The organism is Rhizobium esperanzae, from assembly GCF_002204185.1.
Classification (GTDB): domain Bacteria; phylum Pseudomonadota; class Alphaproteobacteria; order Rhizobiales; family Rhizobiaceae; genus Rhizobium; species Rhizobium esperanzae.
Genome location: NZ_MXPU01000004.1, coordinates 24,823 through 39,879, shown reverse-complemented (window position 1 = coordinate 39,879; position 15,057 = coordinate 24,823). Strand labels below are relative to the sequence as shown.

The following is a 15,057-nucleotide window of genomic DNA, read 5'->3' as shown; positions in this document are numbered from 1 at the left end:
GCAGTCCTCCATTCACCGCCGGAACCATGTCGACGGCCCCGACTTCTCCCTGGAAAGGAGACAGACAATGTCGACGAATGACGAAAACGTAAAGCCCGAGCAGCGCCGTCCCAAGGGTGTCAATGTGGTTCCCGGCAAGCCGGAACCCGCCGATGCAGAATCGCTGCCGCCGCCGGCCGTACAGCCGCCTGGGGAGGGCGACAAAAGCGAGCGGCCGGTGGTCAATCCCGTCACCGGCGTCCCTTTTTGACCGTGCCCCCATCGTCGCGCATATCCGCCCTTGAAACCTCGCCTTGGAGGGTCCATATAGCGGGCCTGCCTGAAAAACGGATGCGCCCGGTATCGACGTGGTCGAGCTGTTCGCTGTCCGACAGGATAAGGGCGCTCCCCGCAAGGGTCGAGCGCCCTTTTTGCTTCTCGCACCTCGGGTGGAATCATTGCCTGGTGGCGGTAGCGAGCAACTCCCACCAGAATCTATATAGCACTTCGGAATCCCGAAATTGGCTGCATTATTGAAATCACTGCGTATTTTCTTACGCCGACGGCGCTAAAAACGCCGCGAATTTCGGACTCCCGAAGCGGGGGAATTTCGGGATTCCGAAGTGAGATTTTTTTCGCGCCGGTGTTTTCGCGCTGAGCAGGATTATCCCATCTCCCGGGTGCTCGCCGTCAGAAAATCGATGAAGGTGCGGACCTTGGCCGAGAGATATTTGCGGCTCGGATAGACGGCGTAAAGTGTGCTGTTGAAGCCGAGCATAATGGCCGGAAGTACGATCTCCAGTCGGCCGGCTTCGATATCCTGCTCAGCCATCCATGCCGGCAGGAAGGCGAGGCCCATGCCGCGCAGGGCCGCCAGGTGCATAATTGTCTCGTTGTCGCTCAGCATCACCGTGCGGAAGGTGATCTTGTGTGGTCCGTCCGGGCCTTCCAGCGACATGCTTTCCCCGAGGTTGACGCCGGAGTAGCGAAGCAATGCGTGGCCGTTGAGGTCGGCGACGTTTTGAGGCCGCCCGGTTCGCGCGAGGTAATCCGGCGAGGCCATGAGACGGAACTGTACATTCGTCAGCGGGCGAGCGACGAGACCCGGATCGAGCCGGTCCTGCGACGTCGCCCGCAGCGCCAGATCGAAACCTTCGTCAACCAGGTTCACCAGCCGGCCGCTGAGATCCAGGTCCAGGCAGACATCGGGGTAGCGCCGGTTATAGGCTGCCAGCATGTCTGTAAAATAACCGGTTGCCGCCCAAACCGGCGCACTCAATTTCAGGGTGCCACGCGGAGCCACCGTCACATTGCCGATGGCATCTTCCACCTCGTCAAGCCGTTCGAGCATCTCCCTGGTCTGGTTGAAATAAAGCCGCCCGGTCTCCGTCAGGCTGACATGGCGGCTGGTTCGGTTGAGCAGCCGCGTCCCCAGCCGGTTCTCGAGCTGCATCACATGCTTGCTCGCCATTGCCGGTGAAACGCCGAGGCGATCGGCGGCAGCGGTGAAGCTTTTCAGTTCGGCGACGGTGCAAAACACCCGCAGGCTCGTCATCGTATCCATTAATCATCAACATCCAGGAAATGGTTCTTCAATATCTGCCACATTGATCAATAGCAGGGAAAAAATCAAAATCTTCCGATCGAAGCGCTGCTCCAATGCTCGTGGCAATGATGCGAAAGACAATTCCGATGACAAATTCCAGACTCCCGACCTATTTCGTCAGCCATGGCGGCGGCCCCTGGCCCTACATGACGGGTGAATTCCGCCGCAACTTCAATGTGCTCGAACAGTCGCTGGTCGATATGCGCGCCGAACTCGGCGGTGCGCCGAAGGCGATCCTCGTGGTCTCGGGTCACTGGGAGGAGAAAGGTTTTGCCATATCGTCGGGCGTCAAGCCGGGCATGGTCTACGACTATTACGGCTTTCCCGAACACCTCTATCACATCACCTACAATGCTCCGGGTTCGCCCGAACTCGCAAACCGCGTGCAGCATCTGCTGCGGGCGAGCGGCATCGAGGCGGCGCTCGATCCCACCCGCGGTTACGATCACGGCACGTTCAGCATCATGAAGCCGCTCTATCCGGAAGAGAACATCCCTGTCGTGCAGCTTTCGCTGGATGCGGGTTACGATCCGGCGCTGCACATCAGCGTCGGCCGGGCACTTGCGCCCTTGCGTGACGAGGGCGTCCTGATCATCGGCAGCGGTCTCAGCTATCACAACCTTTCGGCCATGCGCGGCACGGGTGGATATGAGCCGTCCCGCCGCTTCGACGCCTGGCTTCAGGAAACGCTGGTTCACACGGCCTGCGACAAGCGCACCGAGCGGCTGCTCGACTGGCAGCAGGCCCCGGCTGCCCGGGCGGCGCATCCGCGCGAAGACCATCTCATCCCGCTGATGGTGGTGGTCGGCGCCGCCGAGAACGAAACCGGCGCCACCACGTATCACCAGAAGGACTTCGCCGGCGGGCTCACCGCATCGAGCTTCCGTTTCGGTCGCGTCCCCGCAGCCGCGCCGTCGAACGGAGACCCGCAATAACCAGCGAAACCCTTCAGGCTGTCTTCGCCATAAGGTTCTGGAAAGAAAACCAGGAACTCAAGAAGGCGGCCTCCGCCGCCTGACCTCCCCTCAACCTCTTTGGAGAAACTCGATGACCAATACCGGCAAATGGACGCCATACGTCCTCGCACTTCTGCGCATCATGGCGTCCTTACTCTTCCTCGAACATGCAACCATGAAGTTTCTGCAGTTTCCGGGTCCGATTCAAGGCGTCCCCTATCCGCTGCCCACCATCATGCTGGTTGCAGGCGCGATCGAGGTGATCACCTCTGCTCTGATGCTCGTCGGATTTCAAACGCGCATCGCAGCATTCATCGCGTCGGGCGAAATGGCTGCCGCCTACTTCATGGGCCACATGCCGTATGGCTTCTGGCCCGCGCTGAACATGGGCGAAGGCGCCATCCTGTTCTGCTTCATCTTCCTCTACATCGCCTTTGCCGGCGGCGGCGCCTGGACGCTCGACAACGCGCGTCGTCCCGCCACGGCCTGAGACCGCACCATCCGGAAATCGCCTGTGCCCGGCTGCCGGGCGGCAATTGGGCATAGGCGCAACGAAACGCTGAAATTCTGGAGACGCCATGAAAGCGGCACTTCTCAAATCCTACGGTGATGTCGACCAGTTCGAAATCGCGGACCTTCCGGCGCCGAAGCCCGGACCGGGCGAAGTCCTGATCAAGATCGAGGCATCCGCCGTCAACCCTTTCGATCTCATTCTCCGCCAGGGCCTCATGGCCCAATATATCCCGCTTCCGCTGCCGGCCGTGCTCGGCGGTGACGCCGCCGGCACCATCTCGGCCCTCGGCGAAGGCGTGACCGGTTTTGCGGTCGGCGAGCGGGTCGTCGCGGATTTTGCCGCAAACGGCAAAGGCGCCCATGCAGAGTATGGTGTCGTTCCCTCGACATCCATCGCAAGGCTGCCCGCCGCACTCGGCTTCGAGCAGGGCGCCTCGCTGGTCAAGGCAGGTCTTACCGGCCGGCAGACCGTCGAAGCGCTCGGCGTCAAGCCCGGCGACCGGGTTCTGGTTTCCGGCGGCCTGGGCACGGTCGGACGGTCCGCCATTCAATACCTCAAGCAGATCGGCGCCCAGCCGGTTGCCGGCGTCCGGCCCGAGCGGCTGAACGAAGGCCGGGGGCTGGCAGGCGAAGCGCTCGACATCACGGTTGCCGCCGCAAGCCCGAGCTTCGACTATGCGATCAGCACGGCCGGCCCGGTGGCCGGCAACCTCATCGGTCATGTCCGCTACGGTGGCACGGTTGCGAGCATCGTTCCGGTGCCGGAAGGCGCCAATGCCGCAGGCCGCGTTATCGTCCGTGAACTCTACCATCGCACCGACGCGGCCATGCTCGACGCTATTCTGGCATCCGCCGCCAGCGGTGAACTGGTGATCCCGATTTCCTACGCCTTCACCCTGGACCAGATCGGCCTCGCCCAAAACGCCGTTGCGGCAGGTGCTCCCGGGAAGGTCGTTCTCAAGCACTGAAAGACAGAGAAGCGGCACGGCATCACGCGAACGGTAGCACCGGCATGAATTCTTCATGCCGGTCGCCTCGGTCGCTACCGCGGTTTTCTGTTCCACTCCTCCTCGAAGGCGGATTTTTCCCGCCGGTCCTGTCGATTTTCGCATCTGCGGATCGTCATTCTAACGATGTGCTGGAAATCCGTTGCGATCGCGGCACATCCTTTGAGCGCCAGAGACGCGCGACGATAGAAGGAGGATAGTGATGGATGATCAACAGCTGGTACCCGCAGCCGTGCTCGCGGCAAAAAACGGCGTCCGTTTTCCCAACGAGAGCGAGGAATATCGCAGAGCCCGCGACGCGCTGCTTGCCGAGGAGATCGAATTGCGCCGGCACATCGAGCGCGTCGCGAGACAGCGCCGGGCGCTGCCGCCGGGCGGCGAGGTGAAGAAGGATTATCGTTTCGAAGGCGCCGACGGGCCGATCTCCCTCAGTGAGCTCTTTGCCGACAAGGAGACGCTGATCGTCTACAGCTACATGTTCGGGCCGGAGCGCGAGCGTCCATGCCCGATGTGCACCTCGCTGCTGTCGGCCTGGGATGGCGAGGTGCCCGATATCCAGCAGCGCGCTGCCCTTGCTGTCGTTGCGCTTTCTCCGATCGGCAGGCTGCTCGCCTTCAAGAAGGAGCGCGGCTGGCATCACCTGCCGCTTTATTCCGATCCGTCGGGCGATTACAGCCGCGACTATCACGCCATCGGCAGAGGCGGCGGCGATGACGCCGCCTATAACGTCTTCACCCGGCGCGACGGCACCATCCGCCACTTCTGGAGCCAGGAAATGGGCGACGTCACCTCCGATCCCGGCGAGGATCCGCGTGGCGCGCCCGATCTGATGCCGCTCTGGACCCTGATCGATACGACGCCGGAAGGCCGGGCGCCGGACTGGTATCCGAAGCTGTCCTACTGACGGCTTTAGCGTGTGCTGCGTCAGCCGGTGGAGCGGTTTCTCGAGGTCTCGATCCATTCGAGATTGGTGACCGAAGCCTCGGGCAGCAGCGATGGATCGAGATCGTAGACATAGCCGCTCAGCATGTCGGCGGCCCGTTCGGCCGCTTTGATCTTCGCTTCGGTTTCCGCGACCGCCTTGGAGATCGCTTCGATGCGGGCGCGGAACATATGGGCGAGCACGTCGCGGCCGGACTGCTTTTCCAGCCGTTCCAGATGCAGGCCGACGCGTGAGGCGTGGCGCTCCAGCTCGCTCTTGCTGAAACGCGCCTTGCGCAGTTCCTCGGACAGGCTTTCCTGCATGACGGCGACCGGATCGAAACTGCCCGGCGCCCGCTCGTCGAGAACGGCGTCGGTCACGAGCTTCTCGATCATCACAAGCGCCTGCAGCTCGGCGGCATCGGCGAACTCGACGTCATAGCCGGTATCGTCATAGACCTTGCGTCGAACCGGATCGAGCAGCAGCGCATAGGCCTTCTGCAAATTGTCGAAAGCTTCGGTATCGCCGCCCGAATCAGGATGGGCGACCTTTGCCAAGCGACGGTAGGCCGCCTTCAGCTTCGCCTCGTCCGCATCGCGTTCAACGCCGAGAATATCGTATGGATCCGTCACACCTGCTCCCTTGCCGCCCTTGATGTCACGGGCGGTCTAGGTCTTCTTCTGCATCAGAAGGGCAAAGTTTAGACCGAAAGCAGGAATGGCGTCCATGGCCTGATATCGCATTGGTCGGTGCCCAGGCTCGGATATTTGCCATATTGGCATGTTTTTTCAACGGTTTGCCTGATGTCGACCAGTGACAATCGCGACGAGATAAGCGATGGCTTCGCCATCGATTTCCAGCACGGGCGCCGTCGCCTGCTCGATCAGCAGCGCGTCGCCGGCTCTCAGCATCCCGGTCTCGCCATTCCGCCGGAATGATACCGTGCCGCGATGGCAAAGGAACAGGCATGTCGGGGATGGCAACGGCACGGGCGTGGCGCCGTCGATTTCGATTCGGATGAGACTATGAGTGAAACCGCCCCGGCGCGTCATGACGTTGAGGTCGGTGATCGCGCCCTCTGCCAGCCTGGCGGTAACGGGAACATCGGCCGGGAAGGCAAGAGGCGCGCTTTCCGTCGTCAGCGGCGCGGGCGCACGGCCGTCGATCTCGAGCACCATGCCGTTGCCGTCGAGGACCGCCAGCGTCCGGTCGATGCCCGGGAAAGTCGAAAATGGTCCGTCCTCCGCGACCGCTGCCATGCTGATGCGCCAGTCGAAAGCCTCGATGGAAGCACCAGAGGGAAAGACGGCGATCTCCACCGTCTCTCCCTTGCCGTTCTTCCACGGCATGCGCTTGTGGTCGCCGGCGCGCAGCATCTTCACGGGGTTCAGTTCCCGAGAATGCCGGGCAGGCGCAGGCCCTTGTCCCGGGCGCAGTCGAGGGCGATGTCGTAGCCGGCATCGGCGTGGCGCATGACGCCGGTCGCCGGATCGTTCCAGAGCACACGCTCGAGACGCTTTGCCGCATCGTCGGTGCCGTCGGCGCAGATGACGACGCCGGAATGCTGGGAGAAGCCCATGCCGACGCCGCCGCCATGGTGCAGCGACACCCAGGTGGCGCCCGAGGCGGTGTTGAGCAGCGCGTTCAGCAGCGGCCAGTCGGAGACGGCGTCGGAGCCGTCCTTCATCGCTTCGGTTTCGCGGTTCGGCGAGGCGACGGAACCCGAGTCGAGGTGATCGCGGCCGATGACGATCGGAGCCGAAAGCTCGCCGTTTTTGATCATTTCATTGAAGGCCAGCGCCAGGCGGTGGCGGTCGCCGAGGCCGACCCAGCAGATGCGCGCCGGCAGGCCCTGGAAGGAGATGCGTTCCCTGGCCATATCGAGCCAATTGTGCAGGTGGGTATTGCCGGGGGTCAGCTCCCGCACCTTGGCATCTGTCTTGTAGATATCCTCCGGATCGCCGGACAAGGCGGCCCAGCGGAAGGGGCCGATGCCGCGGCAGAACAGCGGTCTTATATAGGCCGGCACGAAGCCGGGGAAGGCGAAGGCGTTTTCGAGGCCTTCTTCCTTGGCGACCTGGCGGATATTGTTGCCGTAGTCGAGCGTCGGAATGCCGGCATTCCAGAAGGCGATCATCGCCTCGACATGTTCGCGCATCGAAGCGCGCGCCGCCTTTTCCACCGCCTTCGGATCGCTCTCGCGCTTGGCCTTCCACTCGGCCATCGTCCAGCCCTTCGGCAGGTAGCCGTTGATCGGGTCATGCGCCGAGGTCTGGTCGGTGACCATGTCGGGGCGGATGCCGCGGCGAACCATTTCCGGCAGGATTTCGGCGGCATTGCCGAGCAGGCCGACGGATTTGGCTTCGCCCGCCTTGGTCCAGCGGTCGATCATCTCCAGCGCCTCGTCGAGCGTTTCGGCCTTGGCGTCGAGATAGCGGGTGCGCAGGCGGAAATCGATCGAGTCGGGATTGCATTCGACGGCGAGGCAGCAGGCGCCGGCCATGACGGCGGCGAGCGGCTGGGCGCCGCCCATGCCGCCGAGGCCGCCGGTCAGGATCCATCTGCCCTTGAGATTGCCGCCATAATGCTGGCGGCCGGCCTCGACGAAGGTCTCGTAGGTGCCCTGCACGATGCCCTGCGTGCCGATATAGATCCACGAGCCGGCCGTCATCTGGCCGTACATGGCAAGGCCCTTCTTATCCAACTCGTTGAAATGATCCCAGGTCGCCCAATGCGGCACCAGGTTGGAATTGGCGATCAGCACGCGCGGCGCATCCTTGTGGGTGCGGAAGACGCCGACCGGCTTGCCGGATTGGACGAGCAGGGTCTCTTCTTCCGTCAGCGTCTTCAGCGTCGCGACGATCCGGTCGAAATCCTCCCAGGTGCGGGCGGCGCGGCCGATGCCGCCATAGACGACGAGCTCGTTCGGATTTTCGGCGACATCGGGATCGAGATTGTTCATCAGCATGCGCAGCGGCGCTTCGGTCATCCAGCTCTTGGCATTGAGCTCGTTGCCGCGGGGTGCGCGGATTTCGTGGATGTTATGGCGTGGATTGCTCATGGCGGTTCCCCTGTCGAGTGATCGTTATCGTTTCAAAGCTGGAGCGATCTGTTCGATCCGCACCAGAATGTCTCTGAGATGGACGCGAAGCCTGTCCGCCTTCATCGTGTCGTAGGCAAAGGGCGGCGCCTCGGCCTCAAGATGGGTCGATTGCGCAAGCTCCATCTGGATCGCATGCACGCCGGTTTCCGGACGGCCATAATGGCGGGTCGTCCAGCCGCCCTTGAAGCGGCCGTTGAGCACGCTGTCATAGCCTTGCGCGGCTTCAACGACGGTGAGCGTCGCCTGCTCGATCGACCCGTCGCAGGTCCGGCCCATATCGGTGCCGATATTGAAATCCGGCAGCTTGCCTTCGAAGAGGAAGGGAATGCGCGAGCGGATCGAGTGGCAGTCGTAGAGAATCGCGACGCCGTGGATTGCTCTGACCCGCTCGATTTCGGCGGCAAGGGCGGCATGATAGGGCGCATGAAAATCCCTAAGCCGCGCCGCGATATCGGCCTCATCGGGCGCTTGCCCATCCTTCCAGATCGGCTTGCCGTCGAAATCCGTCTCCGGGACGAGGCCGGTGGTGTTCTGGCCTGGATAGAGGCTGACGCCTGCGGGATCGCGATTGGCATCGATCACGTAGCGATGGAAGGTGGCGCGCACGGTCGTGGCGTCATCGAGCAGGCCGCCATAGAGCCGGTGGATGTGCCAGTCGGTATCGGCGAGGATCCGGCCATTGTCGTTGAGGCGATCGTAAATCGCCGGCGGCACGTCGGTGCCGGTGTGGGGGAAGGCGAGGACGACGGGGGAGGTGCCCCGACGGATTTCGAAGACGGGGGTGCTCATGGGCAGAGCGCTCCGGCGTCTGGGGCATCACCCCCCTCTGTCCTGCCGGACATCTCCCCCACAAGGGGGGAGATCGGCAAGTAGATGAGACTTCCCCAAACAATCGATGTTGGAGCGAGCGGGTCCGCCCAGCCGATCTCCCCCCTTTTGGGGGAGATGCCCGGCAGGGCAGAGGGGGGTACCAAGTGCACATACATCACCATCAACCCTCCAGAACCGGCAAGATGCCGGATGAAACCGAGGCGTTCAGCGCGCCCGTCGCCACCAGTTCAGCGGCGGCGGCGAGATCGCCCGCCATGTAGCGGTCGCTATCGAGGCTCGGCACCTTGCCGCGGATCGCGGCGATCGCCTTTGAAAGCTCCGGACTCGTCAAAAGCGGCGCGCGCAGTTCGACGCCCTGGGCGGCGGTCAGCGCCTCGATGCCGATAATGGCGAACAGGTTTTCGGTCATGCCGAGCAGGCGTCGGGCGCCGTGGCAGGCCATCGAGACGTGGTCTTCCTGGTTGGCCGAGGTCGGCGTCGAATCGACCGAGGCCGGGTGCGACATCTGCTTGTTCTCGGACATCAGCGCCGCCGAGGTCACTTCGGCGATCATCAGGCCGGAGTTCAAGCCGGGCTTCTTGGCGAGAAAGGCCGGCAGGCCGTAGGAAAGGGCAGGATCGACCAGCAGCGCGATGCGGCGCTGCGAGATCGCGCCGATTTCGCAGACGGCAAGCGCGATCTGGTCGGCGGCAAAAGCGACGGGTTCAGCGTGGAAATTACCGCCCGAGACAACGGAATTGTCCGACAGCACCAGCGGATTGTCGGTGACGGCGTTGGCCTCGATTTCGAGGGTGCGGGCGACCGAGCGCAGGAGATCGAGGCAGGCGCCGTCGACCTGCGGCTGGCAGCGGATGCAATAGGGATCCTGCACGCGCTCGTCGCCCTCGATATGGCTCTGGCGAATGACGGAGTTTTCGAGCAGGCCGCGAAGCGCGGCTGCGGTATCGATCTGGCCCTTATGGCCGCGCAGCGTATGGATATCGGCGTGGAAGGGCGCCGAGGACCCCATGGCCGCATCCGTGGACATGGCGCCGGTGATCAAGGCGGATTGCGCGGCGCGATGGGCGCGGAAGAGGCCGGCCAGCGCCAGCGCTGTCGAAGCCTGGGTGCCGTTGATCAGTGCCAGGCCCTCCTTGGCGGCGAGAACGACCGGCTTCAGCCCAGCTTTTGCAAGGGCCTCGGCGCCGGAAAGGCGTTCGCCGGCGAAGAAGGCTTCGGCCTCGCCCATCATCACCGCCGCCATATGGGCAAGCGGCGCAAGATCGCCGGAGGCGCCGACCGAGCCCTTTTCCGGGATCAGCGGAATGACGCCCTTTTCGAGCATGCCTTCGATCAGCCGCACCAGTTCCAGCCGTACGCCGGAGGCGCCGCGGCCGAGCGACACCAGCTTCAGCGCCATGATCAGCCGGACGATATTTTCCGGCAGCGGCGCGCCGATGCCGCAGCAATGCGACAGGATGAGATTGCGCTGCAGCGTGGCGACGTCAGCGCTGTCGATCTTGATCGAGGCGAGTTTGCCGAAGCCGGTGTTGATGCCGTAAACCGGCGCGTTGCCGGCGGCGATCTCGGCAATGCGGGCGGCGGCCTTGATAATGCCGGCATCGAAGCCGGGATCGAGCCTTGCCGGCTCACCCGTCCAATAAATGATTTCCAGATCCCTGAGCGAGACGGAGCCCGGGTGGAGCGTGATGGTCATCGACCGTTCCTTTCGCCTTTGAAGACGCGTGTATGAAGCGGGTTGAAGCCGATGCGGTAGACGAGCTCGGCAAGGCTCTCGACATTCCAGACGGCGAGATCGGCGGATTTGCCGGCTTCGAGCGTTCCGGTTTCGCCGATGAGGCCGAGCGCGCGCGCACCTTCGCGGGTGGCGCCGGCGATGCATTCCTCGACGGTGAGGCCGAACAGCGTCGCCGACATGTTCATGGTCAGCAGCATCGAGGTGAGCGGCGAGGTGCCCGGATTGCAATCGGTGGCGATTGCGATCGGCACGCCAGCCCGGCGGAGCCCCTCTACCGGCGGTTTCTGCTTTTCATGGATGGCGTAGAAGGCGCCGGGCAGCAGCACGGCGATGGTGCCGGCGGCGGCCATTGCCGCAACGCCTTCCTCGTCGAGATATTCGAGGTGATCACAGGAAAGCGCGCCATAGGCGGCCGCCAGCTTGGCGCCGCCGAGATTGGAGAGCTGCTCGGCATGCAGCTTGACCGGCAGGCCGAGCGCCTTGGCCTTGTCGAAGACGCGGGCGATCTCGGCCGGCGAAAAGGCGATGCCTTCGCAGAAGCCGTCGACGGCATCGGCAAGGCCGAGATTGTACATGTCGTCGAGGCCGGGCAGCACGACATCATCGAGATAGTCGCCGTTGCGGCCCTTATAGTCGACAGGCGTCGCATGGGCGCCAAGATAGCTGGTGGCGACGCGGACCGGCCTGACATGGCCGAGCAGGCGGGCGCTCTGCAGCATCTTCACTTCGCCGCTCCGGTTGAGGCCATAGCCGGATTTGATCTCGACCGTCGTCACGCCTTCGGCCAGCAGCGAATCGAGCCGCGGCAGCGCCGTGGCGACAAGTTCTTCGACCGACAGTGCATTGGTCGCCTGAACCGAGGAGACGATGCCGCCGCCGGCCCGCGCAATCTCCTCATAGGTCGCGCCTTCAAGCCGCATCTCGAACTCGCGGGCGCGATTGCCGCCGTGGACGATATGGGTGTGGCAGTCGACGAGGCCGGGTGTCATCCAGCGGCCTTCGAGATCGACGATCTCGGAGCGTTCGATGGCCGATACCGGCAGTTCGCTTTCGGCGCCGACAAAAGCGATACGGCCGTTTTCGGTGAGCACGGCACCCTTTTCGACGATGCCGAGCCCGGGACCATCAGGCGCGAGCGTCGCCAGTCGGGCGTTGCGCCACAGCACCGGCCTGGTATCGGCGGATGCGGTTCCCTCAGAAAAATTGTTCCCGGTCATCAGCTTTGCGCCTTTCCTTATGCCGAAACATGTATATACATAATAAGCAGGTGACAAGAGAAATTTTGCGCGCTCTTTTGGAAAAGAAAGATCGGTGGCGCGGCAGAAGGGGAGAAAAGGCCATGACCACAGTTCACGCAGGCACAGCGCTGACGCCGCAAGGCTGGCAGAAGGACGTGCGGCTGACGCTCGACGCCGGGCGCATCGCCCGGGTCGAGGCCGGCGTCGCCGCAGCACCCGGCGATGAGCGCCACGCGCTGATCGTTCCGGCCATGGGCAATCTGCACAGCCATGCCTTCCAAAGGGCGATGGCCGGTCTTGCCGAAGTGCGCGGCCCAACCAACGACAGCTTCTGGAGCTGGCGCACCGTCATGTACAAGTTCGCTTTGGCAATGACGCCGGACCATGTCGAGGCGGTCGCGGCCAAGCTTTATGCGGAAATGCTGGAGGCCGGATTTTCCCGGGTCGGCGAATTCCACTATCTCCATCACGACAGGGACGGCGCGGCCTATGCCAATATCGCCGAGCTTGCCGAACGTATCGGTGCGGCGAGCCAGGAGACCGGCATCGGCCTGACGCTTCTACCGGTGTTCTATGCCCATTCCGGTTTCGGTGGTGCGGCGCCGATCGACGGTCAGCGGCGCTTCATCAATTCGCTCGACAGCTTCGAAAGGCTGATGGAGGGATGCCGTGCCGTGACCGGCCGGCTCGACGGCGCCGAACTCGGACTGGCGCCGCACAGCCTGCGCGCCACCACACCGGAGGAATTGGCGAAGCTCGTGCCGATGGCGGGCGACGGTCCGATCCATATCCATGTCGCCGAGCAGGTAAAAGAGGTCGAGGACTGCGTCGCCTGGTCGGGCGCGCGGCCGGTGCAATGGCTGCTCGATCATATGCCGGTGGATGAGCGCTGGTGCCTGATCCATGCGACGCATATGACCGAGGACGAGACGCGGCGGATGGCGAAAAGCGGGGCGGTCGCCGGCCTCTGCCCGATCACCGAGGCCAATCTCGGCGACGGCGCCTTTGCCGCGCCGCTCTTCCTCGAAGAGGACGGCCGTTACGGCATCGGCTCGGATTCCAACGTGCGGATCTCCCTGTCGGAAGAACTGCGCCAGCTTGAATATTCGCAACGTCTGGCGCTGCGCGCCCGCAATGTCGTGGCTGCGCCCGGTGGTTCAACGGCGCTGTCGCTGTTCAACCAGGCGCTTGCCGGCGGCGCCGCGGCGCTCAAAGCCCCGGCCGGTCTCGTCGAGGGCCATCATGCCGATCTTGTTTCGCTCGATATGTCAGCCGTTCCTTATCTCGCAGGCGACCAGATCCTCGATCACTGGCTGTTTGCCGGCGGCATCTCCGTCGATTGCGTCTGGGCGCGCGGCCGCAAGCAGGTGGAAGGCGGTCGCCATCTCGAGCGTGACGCCATCGACCGTCGCTTCCTTGCTGCGATGGGCGCGTTGCTGGCTGCCTGAAAAAGCGCTTTTCATGAGCGGGGCATTCGGACTAGATCGGGAAACCAACCGGAACGTGGCGATGAATCAGAGCAGGGACACCACCTTGCATCAGCGCATCCTGAGCGACATCGAGGGCCGTATCGTCTCGGGCGAATGGCCGCCGGGTCATCGCATTCCCTTCGAGGTCGATCTCGCCACCCAGTATGACGTCTCGCGGATGACGGTGAACAAGGTGCTGACCCAGCTCGCCAAGGCCGGCCTGATCGAGCGCCGCAAGAAGTCCGGCAGCTTCGTCACCCAGCCGCAGGCGCAATCGGCGGTTCTCGAAATCCACGACATCAAGGCCGAGGTGCAGTCGCTGAACCTGCCCTATTCCTATGCGGTTGCGAAGAAGGCGAGCCGCAAGGCGAAGGCGGAAGACAGCCGCCGGCTGGAACTGCCTGTGGCGTCTTCGGTCGTCGAGGTCGTCTGCATCCATAATGCCGGCGCGCGGCCCTTCTGTTTGGAGGAGCGGCTGATCAGCCTTGAAACCGTACCGGAAGCCGCCGATGCCGATTTTCTGACGGTGGCGCCGGGGCCGTGGCTGCTCGACCAGGTGCCGTGGAGCGCGGCCGAACACCGGATCCACGCGGTCTCCGCCAGTGCCGAGGTGGCGGCGGCGCTCGACATCGCCCGCAACACCGCCTGCCTGGTGGTCGAACGCCGCACCTGGAGCGGCGCCGGTCCGGTGACCCATGTCCGCTTCACCTATCCGGGCGATCGCCACACGCTGGTGGCGCGGTTCACGCCGGCGTCACAGTAGGTTCCATATACAAGATGGCAGGTGTTTTACTCTTCGAACATCTTGCCGCTGCGCGCTTCGAGCCGGTAGCGATAGCCGGGATAGACGAGGCGGGCGGTCGAGACTACCTGTTTTGCCGACCATGTGCGCCGGCGGATCGTCAGGCAGGGTTCGGTCTTGAGGATGGTGAGCAGCTTGCATTCCCATGCCTGCGGCATTGCCGCCTCGACAACGTGCTCGGAGCCGCTAAGCGGGGCTGCCGCCGTCAAATAGGCGTTCGGCGTCAGCGTCGTGAAGTCCTGCTTGAGATAGTCGGGAGCGGCTTCCGGATGGACGAAACGGTCCTCGATCTGCACCGGAACGCCGTTTTCGCTGTGGACGATCAGCGAGTGGAAAACGGCGGCGCCGATTGCCAGCTCCAGGGCGTCGGCGATCTCGGGAGAGGCGGTTTCCTGGGCGAGAACGACGACGGACGCCTCATGAACATGGCCGCGTTCGGCGATTTCCTCGGCGATGTTGCGGACCTCGAACAGCGCCGAATAGCCCTTGCGCTCGGCGACAAACGAGCCGACGCCCTGGATGCGGACGAGTTCGCCCTCGTTGGCGAGTTCGCGCAGTGCCCGGTTGGCGGTCATCTTGCTGACGCCGAGTTCGACGACCAGCTCGTTCTCCGACGGCACGCGGTATTTCGGCGGCCATTCACCGCTGTGGATCCGGTCGAGGATCACCTGCTTGACGCCGGCATAAAGCGGCGTGCTGTCATTCCCAACCAGGTCGCGCTTCATCTCGCCGGAACGCCTCATTGCCTATTCCTTTTGCACGGATGCAATTTGCCACATAATCGACTTTCCTCTTGCATATCACAAAATATCTCATATGGTACCATATACAACCTCCCAATCGGTCCTCGAGATAAAAATAGGACGGAAAGGGCAAGCCGGCGGAGATCGGCG

Annotated in this window: 15 protein-coding genes; 7 read left to right on the top strand and 8 right to left on the bottom strand. The window is 63.5% G+C overall.

The genetic code is table 11. The features are described 5' to 3' along the window. Positions 1-67 precede the first annotated feature (67 nt). The gene (locus B5E41_RS06670; RefSeq protein WP_088392090.1) at positions 68-250 is read left to right on the top strand and encodes a hypothetical protein; all 183 of its coding nucleotides are present in this window, start codon (positions 68-70) and stop codon (positions 248-250) included. Between the two features lie 393 nt (positions 251-643). Here the strand turns inward: B5E41_RS06670 and B5E41_RS06665 are convergent, their stop codons facing one another. Then, entirely contained in the window at positions 644-1,543 is a 900-nt protein-coding gene (locus B5E41_RS06665) for a LysR family transcriptional regulator (RefSeq protein WP_088392088.1), read from the bottom strand. A 128-nt stretch (positions 1,544-1,671) separates the two neighbouring features. Between B5E41_RS06665 and B5E41_RS06660 the strand changes: the two genes are divergently transcribed. The 4 genes from B5E41_RS06660 to B5E41_RS06645 all read left to right on the top strand — a co-directional run bounded on the left by B5E41_RS06660 (position 1,672) and on the right by B5E41_RS06645 (position 4,965). Continuing rightward, positions 1,672-2,520 carry a DODA-type extradiol aromatic ring-opening family dioxygenase gene (locus tag B5E41_RS06660; RefSeq protein WP_088392648.1) on the top strand — a complete coding sequence of 283 codons (849 nt, stop codon included), beginning with the start codon at positions 1,672-1,674 and terminating at the stop codon, positions 2,518-2,520. Positions 2,521-2,632: 112 nt separating this feature from the next. Next, positions 2,633-3,031: a DoxX family protein gene (locus B5E41_RS06655; RefSeq protein ID WP_088392086.1), complete on the top strand. Its 399-nt coding sequence runs from the start codon at positions 2,633-2,635 to the stop codon at positions 3,029-3,031. A gap of 88 nt (positions 3,032-3,119) precedes the next feature. Beyond that, positions 3,120-4,022 (top strand): NADP-dependent oxidoreductase, encoded by a 903-nt coding sequence (locus B5E41_RS06650; RefSeq protein ID WP_088392084.1) that lies wholly within the window; start codon positions 3,120-3,122, stop codon positions 4,020-4,022. Between the two features lie 241 nt (positions 4,023-4,263). Next, a complete protein-coding gene (locus tag B5E41_RS06645; RefSeq protein WP_088392082.1) occupies positions 4,264-4,965 on the top strand; it encodes a DUF899 family protein in 702 nt (233 codons plus the stop codon). A gap of 20 nt (positions 4,966-4,985) precedes the next feature. On the opposite strand, the gene B5E41_RS06640 is transcribed toward B5E41_RS06645, so the two are convergent. The 6 genes from B5E41_RS06640 to hutI all read right to left on the bottom strand — a co-directional run bounded on the left by B5E41_RS06640 (position 4,986) and on the right by hutI (position 11,872). Next, positions 4,986-5,615 carry a J domain-containing protein gene (locus B5E41_RS06640; protein WP_011427926.1) on the bottom strand — a complete coding sequence of 210 codons (630 nt, stop codon included), beginning with the start codon at positions 5,613-5,615 and terminating at the stop codon, positions 4,986-4,988. A gap of 156 nt (positions 5,616-5,771) precedes the next feature. Then, positions 5,772-6,365 carry a HutD/Ves family protein gene (locus B5E41_RS06635; RefSeq protein ID WP_088392080.1) on the bottom strand — a complete coding sequence of 198 codons (594 nt, stop codon included), beginning with the start codon at positions 6,363-6,365 and terminating at the stop codon, positions 5,772-5,774. A 5-nt stretch (positions 6,366-6,370) separates the two neighbouring features. Further along, positions 6,371-8,044 (bottom strand): urocanate hydratase, encoded by a 1,674-nt coding sequence (gene hutU / locus B5E41_RS06630; RefSeq protein WP_088392078.1) that lies wholly within the window; start codon positions 8,042-8,044, stop codon positions 6,371-6,373. A gap of 24 nt (positions 8,045-8,068) precedes the next feature. After that, a complete protein-coding gene (gene hutG / locus B5E41_RS06625) occupies positions 8,069-8,875 on the bottom strand; it encodes an N-formylglutamate deformylase (protein WP_088392076.1) in 807 nt (268 codons plus the stop codon). Between the two features lie 202 nt (positions 8,876-9,077). Further along, positions 9,078-10,613, bottom strand: coding sequence for a histidine ammonia-lyase (gene hutH, locus B5E41_RS06615; protein ID WP_088392074.1), 1,536 nt, complete (start codon positions 10,611-10,613; stop codon positions 9,078-9,080). Beyond that, positions 10,610-11,872 carry an imidazolonepropionase gene (gene hutI / locus B5E41_RS06610; protein ID WP_088392072.1) on the bottom strand — a complete coding sequence of 421 codons (1,263 nt, stop codon included), beginning with the start codon at positions 11,870-11,872 and terminating at the stop codon, positions 10,610-10,612. Before hutI ends, hutH begins: the two co-directional genes overlap by 4 nt. Positions 11,873-11,994: 122 nt before the next feature. On the opposite strand from hutI, the gene B5E41_RS06605 reads away from it, so the two are divergent. Together B5E41_RS06605 and hutC (B5E41_RS06600) are read left to right on the top strand one after the other, a co-directional pair. Beyond that, entirely contained in the window at positions 11,995-13,341 is a 1,347-nt protein-coding gene (locus tag B5E41_RS06605) for a formimidoylglutamate deiminase (protein WP_088392070.1), read from the top strand. 61 nt (positions 13,342-13,402) lie between these two features. Continuing rightward, entirely contained in the window at positions 13,403-14,125 is a 723-nt protein-coding gene (hutC, locus tag B5E41_RS06600; protein ID WP_088392068.1) for a histidine utilization transcriptional repressor HutC, read from the top strand. Positions 14,126-14,151: 26 nt separating this feature from the next. Here the strand turns inward: hutC (B5E41_RS06600) and hutC (B5E41_RS06595) are convergent, their stop codons facing one another. Beyond that, a complete protein-coding gene (gene hutC, locus B5E41_RS06595) occupies positions 14,152-14,907 on the bottom strand; it encodes a histidine utilization transcriptional repressor HutC (RefSeq protein WP_088392066.1) in 756 nt (251 codons plus the stop codon). Between the last annotated feature and the right edge of the window lie 150 nt (positions 14,908-15,057).

Coding starts and splice junctions, on each gene's coding strand:
- B5E41_RS06665 (WP_088392088.1), bottom strand. CDS start 1,543: ATGGATACGATGACGAGCCTGCGGGTGTTTTGCACCGTCGCCGAACTG.
- hutC (WP_088392068.1), top strand. CDS start 13,403: ATGAATCAGAGCAGGGACACCACCTTGCATCAGCGCATCCTGAGCGAC.
- hutG (WP_088392076.1), bottom strand. CDS start 8,875: ATGAGCACCCCCGTCTTCGAAATCCGTCGGGGCACCTCCCCCGTCGTC.
- B5E41_RS06645 (WP_088392082.1), top strand. CDS start 4,264: ATGGATGATCAACAGCTGGTACCCGCAGCCGTGCTCGCGGCAAAAAAC.
- B5E41_RS06650 (WP_088392084.1), top strand. CDS start 3,120: ATGAAAGCGGCACTTCTCAAATCCTACGGTGATGTCGACCAGTTCGAA.
- hutU (WP_088392078.1), bottom strand. CDS start 8,044: ATGAGCAATCCACGCCATAACATCCACGAAATCCGCGCACCCCGCGGC.
- hutH (WP_088392074.1), bottom strand. CDS start 10,613: ATGACCATCACGCTCCACCCGGGCTCCGTCTCGCTCAGGGATCTGGAA.
- hutI (WP_088392072.1), bottom strand. CDS start 11,872: ATGACCGGGAACAATTTTTCTGAGGGAACCGCATCCGCCGATACCAGG.
- B5E41_RS06670 (WP_088392090.1), top strand. CDS start 68: ATGTCGACGAATGACGAAAACGTAAAGCCCGAGCAGCGCCGTCCCAAG.
- hutC (WP_088392066.1), bottom strand. CDS start 14,907: ATGAGGCGTTCCGGCGAGATGAAGCGCGACCTGGTTGGGAATGACAGC.
- B5E41_RS06655 (WP_088392086.1), top strand. CDS start 2,633: ATGACCAATACCGGCAAATGGACGCCATACGTCCTCGCACTTCTGCGC.
- B5E41_RS06660 (WP_088392648.1), top strand. CDS start 1,672: ATGACAAATTCCAGACTCCCGACCTATTTCGTCAGCCATGGCGGCGGC.
- B5E41_RS06605 (WP_088392070.1), top strand. CDS start 11,995: ATGACCACAGTTCACGCAGGCACAGCGCTGACGCCGCAAGGCTGGCAG.